Annotated in this window: 2 protein-coding genes, 7 pseudogenes and 1 other annotated feature; of the genes and pseudogenes, 4 read left to right on the forward strand and 5 right to left on the reverse strand. The window is 59.8% G+C overall.

Annotated elements, in window-relative coordinates:
• The 3 genes and pseudogenes from virD4 to NKH01_RS34475 all read right to left on the reverse strand — a co-directional run.
• The coding region (gene virD4, locus NKH01_RS34465) for a type IV secretion system ATPase VirD4 (protein WP_353024664.1) at positions 1–1,546 on the reverse strand (1,546 nt) is incomplete at its 3' end.
• A 247-nt stretch (positions 1,547–1,793) separates the two neighbouring features.
• Positions 1,794–2,570, reverse strand: coding sequence for a hypothetical protein (locus NKH01_RS34470; RefSeq protein WP_353024665.1), 777 nt, complete (start codon positions 2,568–2,570; stop codon positions 1,794–1,796).
• Positions 2,571–2,871: 301 nt separating this feature from the next.
• Positions 2,872–3,174: pseudogene (locus NKH01_RS34475) on the reverse strand (integrase core domain-containing protein); the annotation flags it as partial.
• A 43-nt stretch (positions 3,175–3,217) separates the two neighbouring features.
• Here NKH01_RS34475 and NKH01_RS34480 point away from each other — a divergent pair.
• Positions 3,218–4,385, forward strand: a pseudogene (locus NKH01_RS34480) (IS30 family transposase); the annotation flags it as partial.
• 74 nt (positions 4,386–4,459) lie between these two features.
• On the opposite strand, the pseudogene NKH01_RS34485 reads toward NKH01_RS34480, so the two are convergent.
• Positions 4,460–5,320, reverse strand: a pseudogene (locus tag NKH01_RS34485) (IS3 family transposase); the annotation flags it as partial.
• Positions 4,935–5,051: a sequence feature (AL1L pseudoknot), on the reverse strand. (Overlaps the previous pseudogene by 117 nt.)
• A gap of 286 nt (positions 5,321–5,606) precedes the next feature.
• On the opposite strand from NKH01_RS34485, the pseudogene NKH01_RS34490 reads away from it, so the two are divergent.
• Both NKH01_RS34490 and NKH01_RS34495 read left to right on the forward strand, forming a co-directional pair.
• Positions 5,607–5,742: pseudogene (locus NKH01_RS34490) on the forward strand (IS6 family transposase); the annotation flags it as partial.
• Positions 5,743–5,825: 83 nt separating this feature from the next.
• Positions 5,826–7,744: pseudogene (locus NKH01_RS34495) on the forward strand (potassium transporter Kup).
• 157 nt (positions 7,745–7,901) lie between these two features.
• Here NKH01_RS34495 and NKH01_RS34500 read toward each other — a convergent pair.
• Positions 7,902–8,480 (reverse strand): annotated as a pseudogene (locus NKH01_RS34500) (IS6 family transposase); the annotation flags it as partial.
• A 13-nt stretch (positions 8,481–8,493) separates the two neighbouring features.
• Between NKH01_RS34500 and NKH01_RS34505 the strand changes: the two are divergent.
• Positions 8,494–8,661, forward strand: a pseudogene (locus NKH01_RS34505) (IS66 family transposase); the annotation flags it as partial.
• Between the last annotated feature and the right edge of the window lie 167 nt (positions 8,662–8,828).

Raw genomic sequence — 8,828 nt, forward strand, 5'->3', positions numbered from 1 at the left:
GAACAATCTCGTAGTCGTCATCGAGCAGCCGAACCTGTTCGGGACGCAACAGCGGTGCACCTTGATGTGAATTCTGAATGTTCCAGTCGAACGTTCGCGCCTGGCTGTGGGAAATCGATTTGGCTTCAAACGTGTATTCACCGATGGCCTTGGAAATGTAGTTCGGAGTCTCGTCATCAGCCGTGGCCATGAACACTTGCAGTCCGGTATTGCTGAGAAAATTCTGCTTGCCAGCCTCTCCATAAGCCCCCGTCAGTGCCGAAAGGCTTTGGATGATGAGCATGAAACGCCCCTTGTAGCCCGCGATAGTCGTGATTGCGGTCTCGATCGCCTCCAGCTTACCCAAGTGCTTGAACTCATCGAGCAGGAAGAGAACCTCGTGCTTTTCATCCCGGCGGGCCAGCGACCGCTGCAGAATTGAAACGATTTGCTGAAAAAACAAGCGTATCAAAGGCGCGATCACCTCAAGGTCGTTCGGACCAACGCAAAGATAGATGCACGTTCTGCGACGGCGAAGATCATAGACCGAAAAGTCCGAGCGACTTGTAGCCGCCTTTACAGCGGGATCCGCCCACAGGTTGAGCCCGCCATCGCCGAGCACGGAAGTGTAGGAGGTTAGGATTTTCGTATCGTTCCCCGCCATGTCGTCGAAGATGCGTTGTGCCTCTTTGTTCTGGGTCTCCATGGCGAGTTGCGCGAAGAGCTTAAACTTCTCCCCCGGCTGGGCGAAGAGGTCATAGACGGCGCCGATTGTTGGCGTGCCCCGCTCGATGCAGGCAAGGATTCCCGCGACAAAGATATCTCGCGCGCCGCTGACGAAACCTTCCGCGCCCTCCCCCTTGGCCGTAATCAGGTTTGCGGCCAAGCGGCGGGCTTCGGTGAATTGCTGCTGTGGAGGCAGCGCTATAAGATCCAACAGCGGATTGTAGCAGTTTGTGCGCCGCTCCGCATCCAGCGGCGCGAATTTAAACACGTCGTCACCTGCGGCTTTGCGCGCCCTCGAGGTGAGCTCAAAGAGCTCCCCCTTGACGTCCAGAGCTATCACCGAGCCTTTGAATGTAAGTAGCGTTGGAATGACTATGCCGACGCCCTTGCCAGCGCGGGTCGGTGCAACAATGAGGCTGTGAGGCTGCTCGCCATTGGTCAGGTAGTAGCCAGGCCAGAAAGGGCCACTTGTCTTCCCAAACACCGGCCCTGTCACGCCACGGTATCGTCGCAGATATCCCGTGCGTCGCATTTCATCCACTCGAGCCCAACGTGCCGTCCCGTGGTGTTCGAGCTTGCGGCGCAATACGATCTGCTGAACCAGCAAGACGACCGCGGACGTCGAGAGCACGATCGCCGCGCCCCGATAGAAAACGGGGGTTGCGAAACCCAAATAGAAAGGCGTCTCAAACCAAAAGGCACGGACATCAAACGCCATCAGAGCCTCGCCGCTGCCGCCGTGGCGGAAGGTTGCGTAAAGACTTGCCGCACAGAAGCCCACGGCGAGTGAGCACGCGATGCTGATGGCTAAGTTGGGGGGCGTCGTTTTTGTTGAAAGCATTGTTCCATTGCCGGCTTAGCCGTAGCTAATGCTGCGCGTGCTTCAGAGACCGAACCGGCGTCGCGCGATGTCGCCGCTCGACAGATCGATGCCGCAGTGGGTGGTGCGATGCTTGCAGCGCATCACCCGGCAGACGTGGCTTTTGAAAGTTACACTAAGCAGGTACGTCAACGGCCAGCGAATTGGAAACGGCAAGGCCGTAAACGGAATTCGGGAGAGAAAGCGTCACTGTACCATGGCCGAGACCTCAACGGCCGGAGCGATCTCTGCTTCTGGTGGCCTCCATTAGGTCCTCTCGGGCGTGATTGTAGGCGTGGCTTATGGACTGCCCGACCCGAGCACCCCGCTGCAGCTGTTCATAGGAGGTTTGCGGGCCTACTGTATCACGGACTGCGGCCTCAATACCTGCTATGTGGCCGTCCAGATTCGCACTCCGTTCCTCTGCTGCATGCTGCGGCGGCGGCATGTGCGGCAAGATGTCTTGCATGCCGGGAAAAACTGAGTGAGCTTGGGCCTGTTGATTTGCGTCGAACTGGTGATACATGTTGAGAATAGCATTGGATGCCATGTTTCTGACATTGCCATCCGGATCAGAAGAAGCCAATCCAATGGCCTGATCAAGAATGCGAGATTTATTTTCGTCAGTAAACTTACTGAAGTGTGGCGCAACGTAATAAGCTCCGAGAGCTTGCGACGGCGGATCCATGTTGCCAATGCGATTAACAATAAGATCTTGCAGCCCTGGCGTTAGGTAATCGCCTAGATTACTGGCCGCTCCGACTTTCCGCAATGCTACGTCATCCGTGCTGTACCCCAATTCGGCTGTTAATGTCGCGGCCAGATTGATGGCTATTTGTCCAAGCCGATTGGTCCGCCTTTCAAATCTCGCGAGGTCAGTTTCTGGCCCGGGTTGAGTGCCCCGAACGGCTGTTCGCTCGTGCGTCCCGAGGCCTTTGAAGCCCCCAAGATTTCGCGCTGTATCGCGCGGGTTAGCGGTTACCAGCCGTTCTGCAACATCGCTCAATGGCCCCTCTGGAACGTCACGGAGGCTACTGCTCCCCACGCCTTGAGATGATCTTGCAGCTGCGCGTGCCCGTTTGTTATCGCGGTCCATTGCTCGCCTCCAAAGTAGTTATTCTACCCAATGAGGTTACCACCGAAGCTTGACCTGCTAAACCGATATGATGTTACAGTTGTAGTATGGCAAAGGGTTCCCAGCTCTGTGGGTCTGCCAAGTGCCCGTCCAAGCCGAAGAAAATACGATGAAGCTGGCATCAAATGCGATGTGAACTGCCCCGGGCTTTCCGGAGGCCGTTTCGTTTGAGTCACGCGGCTATGGCTGGTTCATTCAACATGGCGTAGTAGCGTTCCTCGGCTTCGGCCGGCGGGATGTTGCCGATGGGCTCCAGCAGCCAGCGATTGTTGAAGCGGTCGACCCATTCGAGCGTGGCGAACTCGACGGCCTCGAATGAGCGCCAGGGTCCGCGTCGATGGATCACCTCGGCCTTGTAAAGACCGTTGATCGTTTCGGCGAGAGCATTATCGAAAGAGTCGCCGACACTGCCCACTGCGGGTTGGACGCCGGCCTCCGCCAAGCGCTCGGTGTATTGATTGCTGACGTGTTGGGTGGATTCAACCGGTCGTCGCAACACCAAGGGATTGGAGGTTGCAATGACGGTTCACCAACGCGCTTCAGATCGGTGCACTCGAAAGAAGCTAGATTCGCCCGGGCGTCCGCCTGCCTGGCAGCGTGAGAATCGCTTCCGGTTCTGGCAAGCTATTGCCTTGGGACATTCGAGCGAGGAGGCCGCACTGGATGCCGGTACATCAACGCCTCTTGGTCCGCGCTGGTTTCGGAGTGCAGGAGGGATGCCGCCAACGCATTTGGCGCCGTGGGCGAAGCCGCCTTCGGGGCGATATCTTTCTTTCGGGAGCGCGAGGATATTGCGCTTGAGCTTGCCAAGGGAATCGGCATCCGGGCCGTTGCTCGTAAGCTAGGTCGGCCGCCGAGCACAATCTCGCGGGAGGTCAGGCGCAATGCCGCGACGCGCAGCGGCAATCTGGATTACCGGCCAGTGCCGCCAATGGCACGCCGATCGTGCGTCCCGGCGGCTCCTGGCAAGCTGGCGGTCAATCCGGCTCTGCGTGAATATGTTGAGGAGCGCTTGGCCGGCAAAGTCACCAACCCCAATGGCGCCTCATTCGAGGGCCCCAAGGTGGGTATGGAAAAAACGACAGAGCCGGAGGTGGTCGGCAGCCTGGAGCCCCGAGCAGATCGCTAAATCGGCTTCAGATCGATTACCCAGAGGATCAAACCATGCGGATCAGCCACGAGACGATCTATCAGTCCTTGTACATTCAAGGACGCGGAGCATTGCGCCGAGGACTGACCGCATGTCTGCGTTTAGGCCGAGCGTTGCGCGGACCGCGCGAACGCGCGTACCGCGCGAACAGGCCCGAGTTCGCAACAAGTCCTTCATTAGAGACGCCCTTATGATAAGCGACCGTCCGGCCGAAATTGCCGATCGGGCTGTCCCCGGACATTGGGAAGGCGACCTCATCCTTGGCCTCGGAAGCTAGGCGATCGGTACGCTCGTGGAACGAAGTTCACGCTTCACAATGCGTGCTTCACCTGCCGCGCATGCATGGCTATCAGCAGAGCCTGCGCATCAAGAACGGTCCACCAAGTGCCGGCCACGGCGCTGAAGCAGTCCGCAGAGCCATAGCCCGATCCATGGGCAAACTTCCCGAGCAACTGCGTCAGTCGCTGACTTGGGACCATGGAGCGGAAATGGCGCAGCACGCCGACCTGCGCATCGACACCGGGCTCGAGATTCACCGGCATCATACTGTCCCCCAAGGAGCTGGTCGAGGACTTCGGCAGGTGTGTTGCAATGACCGGTTGAATCCGCCTTGGCTGCCTCTATCGCTGTGATGGATGAGCCCGCCTCCCTGCACGGCGTCCGGCTCACCCGCCAACCGCGATCCGACGGGCATAGGTGTCGATGACAAAGGCGACATAGACGAAGCCCGTCCAGGTCGCGACGCAGGTGAAGTCGGAGACCCACAGCATGTTCGGCGCCGGAGCATGGAACTGGCGGTTGACGTGGTCGAGAGGGCAAGGTGCGGCCTTGTCGCTCACCGTAGTGCGGATCGGCTTGCCGCGGAGGATGCCTTCGAGGCCCATGGCCTTCATCAAGCGGGCAACCGTGCAGCGGGCGACGTCGAAGCCCTCGCGACGCAACCGCCGCCAGACCTTGCGAACGCCGTAGACGCGGAAGTTCGCCTCAAACCGTCGGACCTCATCCTTCAAGGCTGTATCCCGTCTTGCCCGAGCCGACAGCCGGCAGGGGTCGACGCGCTTGGCGACATGGTCGTGGTAGGTCGACGGGGCGATCGGCAGCACCTTGCAGATCGGCTCGACCCCATGCGCCTTGCGGTGATCGTCGATGAACGCGATCGTGGTCTGAACCGTCGGTCGAGCTTCGCCTGGGCAAAATAAGGGGAAGCTTTGCGGAGTATCTCGTTCGCTTGTCGAAGCTCGCGGTTCTCGCGTTCCAGAGCCTTCAGTTTCGTCGCAGCATCCGTGGGAACTCCGGCGCGCTCGGCCTTCTTCACCCACTCATGCAGCGTCTGCGCCGTGCAGCCGATCTTGGCGGCGATCGACGAGACCGCCGCCCACCGCGAGGCATGCTCGCCTTCGTGATCCAGAACCAGCCGCACCGCACGGGCTCGGACCTCGGGAGAGAACTTGTTGGTTGTCTTGCTTGTCATGGCTCCACCTTCTCAGGAGTTGGAGCCTCCGATCAACCCGGGGCGGTTCACAACAAGGGGTCACGGATCAATCGAGGCGGGAACCCTAGAGAATCAGCCCTCAGAGCCTTTGGTAATAGACCGACCCCTCGCACCGGTTTGGGCTGGGTGTACAAGTCAGGTTTTCATCAGGTTCGACGAGTATGTCTGGCAGCCAGAGCGCGACCACTTCCGTGCCCGCCCGCTCGTCTGGCAGACACACACAGGAGAAAGATATGCCGTCAGCTACAAGCAGCGCCATCGTTTCCTGCCGCAGATCATCGCCCATCCGGTCTGGCTCTCCTTCAGGTTCCCCTTGAGCCTGTGTCTGGTCGAGGAAATGGCGCTGGAGCGGGATCGTGGTTTCGTATGAGACAATCCGCCGGTGCGGCAACAAATGCGGTCCGCATACGGAGCCATTACGTCGCGGCACTTGATATTGCAGTGCAGCAAAGGTAGAGGGCCGCCCCTTATCGGAGTGTCGTCCATGGTCCTTACCAATACTGGTAGCGAGGCAGAACCCGTCGAACAGTCGAGCCATCCGGCAATCGAACAGCAAAGCCCCAACGTGCTGATGCTAGGCGCGCTCGGCGTTGTCTATGGCGATATTGGCACCAGCCCGATCTACGCGTTCCGTGAGGCGCTGGTGGCGTCGTCGGGCGGCAATGTCGCCGAGCGCGGCGATATCCTCGGCGTGCTGTCGCTGATCATCTGGTCGCTGACTATCATCGTCACCATCAAGTACATCATGTTCGTGCTGCGCGCCGATAACGGCGGCGAGGGCGGCGTGCTGTCGCTGATGGCGCTAGCGCGCGGCAGTTTCCCCAAGCGGTCGGCGGTGATCCTGGGCATCGGCATCGTCGGCGCCTCGCTGTTTTTCGGCGACGCGGTCATCACGCCCGCGATTTCGGTGCTTTCGGCCGTCGAAGGCATGAACGTCGTCACGCCTGCTTTCCAGCCTTATGTGGTGCCGCTGACCCTGGTCATCCTCGCCATGGTGTTCGCGGTGCAGCGCTTTGGCAGGGGTGGGGTGGGATTAGTCTTCGGTCCGGTGACCGCTGTATGGTTCCTGGCGATCGGCCTTTCCGGTCTCAACCACATCATCGCCGACCCGGAAATCCTGTGGGCGATCAGCCCGCATTACATTGTCGCCTTCCTGATCAATTCGCCCGACGTCGCTTTCGTCACCATCGGCGCCATCTTCCTTGCCGTCACCGGCGCGGAAGCGCTTTATGCCGATCTCGGCCATTTCGGACGCAGGCCCATCGTGCTCGCCTGGCTGTGGATCGTGTTTCCGTGCCTGCTGCTGAATTATGCCGGGCAGGGCGCCTTCGTGTTGGCGAAGAATGGCGTGGTCGGCCACCCATTCTTCGAGATGAATGAAGGTTGGGCTCTGATTCCCATGGTCGTGCTGGCGAGCGCCGCGACGGTCATCGCCAGCCAGGCAGTGATTTCCGGCGCCTTCTCGCTGACCAGGCAAGCGGTGCAGCTCAACATGCTGCCGCGCCTGGAAATCCTGCACACGTCGGAAAAACAGTCCGGCCAGATCTACATGCCGCGCGTCAACCTGTTGCTGGCGCTGGTGGTGATGCTGCTGGTGGTTGGCTTCGGCGAGTCCAGCAAGCTGGCGTCGGCCTACGGCATCTCTGTGACCGGCAACATGCTGGTGACGACGGTGCTGCTGTATGTGATCATGACCCGCATCTGGAAGTGGAAGCTGAGGGTGGCGATCGTATTGACCGCGCTGTTTGCCTTCATCGACATCGGCTTCTTCGCCTCCAACATCGTCAAGGTGTTCGAGGGTGGCTGGGCTTCGCTGGCGGTGGCCTTCACCATCGTGCTGGCTATGTGGACCTGGGTGCGCGGCAGCCGCTATCTGTTCGACAAGACCCGCCGCAACGAGATCCCGCTCGATTTCCTTGCCGGCAATCTGCTGAAGAAGAAGCCGCATCTGGTGTCGGGGACCGCGGTGTTCCTGACCAGCGATCCGCTGAGCGCGCCGACAGCGCTGATGCACAGCCTCAAACACTACAAGGTCCTGCATGAGCAGAACGTCATCCTTTCGGTGGTGACTGCCCCGCAGCCGGTGGTGCCCGAGAACGAGCGGGCAAGATGGAGACGGTCAACGAGCTATTTATGCGGGTGACGCTGACCTTCGGCTACATGGAACAGCCCAACATTCCGCGCGCGCTGGCGACCTGCCGCAAGCAAGGCTGGAAGTTCGACATCATGACGACATCCTTCTTCCTGTCGAGGCGCTCGCTCAAAGCCTCGCCCAATTCGGGCATGCCGGTGTGGCAGGACAAGCTGTTCATCGGCCTGGCACGCACGGCCGCCGATGCGACCGAATATTTCCAGATCCCGACCGGACGCGTCGTCGAGATCGGAACGCAAGTGACGATTTAGGGCATGCCGCGGTTGAGAAGAATCGGTGCTGTCACATTGATTGAGCGGTAAGGAAATTCAGGTAGCAGCGCGCCCGGCACTGTAAAGTTTCAGCGGCTTGATGCAGCGATAGCTGGCCGGGACGGCTGTCACGCTGTGGCGACACACGCGATTTTGTCCAGATTTGCATGGCGGCGTTACGCAGGTCTCGATGTTGAGCCGATGACAGCGCATTGCAGGGAAAGTGGAGCAGGTCGGCAATCGGATCATGGATGGAAACGAACCGCTGAAGCTGGCGTGCCGACTTGAAGCGTTTCATGATCCTTTCGCGTCGTCGGGTCGGCTGGTGCGAATTTTCCGCTCGATTATTCAGGCCTGTGTGCGACCGGTGTTCGACGCCGGGCATGAGGTCGCGCATGGCGGCATCATAGGATCGGAGCTTGTCGGTGATCATGATCCGTGGTGTCCGCCCTTGAGCCTTCAGCAACTTGCGCATCAGACGCTTTGCCGCCTTGGCATTTCGGCGGCTTTGTACCAGCACTTCGAGGACGAAGCCGTCCTGATCGACGGCACGCCAGAGCCACTGCTTCTTGCCACTGATAGCCACGACACATTCGTCGAGATGCCATTTGTCGCCCAGGCAGCCGGCTGACCGTCGCTTGATCTCCCGGGCGAAATGCCGTCCGAATTTCTCCGCGCAGCTTCGAACGGTCTGATGCGTGACGATGATGCCGCGGGCCGCCAGCATGTCCTCAACCATTGCTGGGGAGATGGAGGAATGGCTGCGCGCCGAGCGGGCCGGGCTCTCTCGCTCATCCCCGGTGGCCGGGCCGATCGACTATATGCTGTCGCGCTGGGCCGACTTCGCCCGTTATGCCGACGACGGCAGGACCTGCATGTCGAACAATGCCGCGGAAAGAGCGCTGCGCGGTGTAGCGAAGATTGATTCATTATGCACCCCCTCTTCAAATGGCGGGAAACAGCGATTTCTGATTATCCTCGTTGATGATACGCGGAGATTTGCGCGCCAAATCGGCCTTGATCCGTTCATCTTCAAGGTCGCTAGCGCGGATCTGGTAGGGCGCACCGCGCATGACCTGTTCGG

The sequence above is a fragment of the Mesorhizobium sp. M1403 genome, assembly GCF_040317695.1.
Lineage (GTDB): Bacteria > Pseudomonadota > Alphaproteobacteria > Rhizobiales > Rhizobiaceae > Mesorhizobium.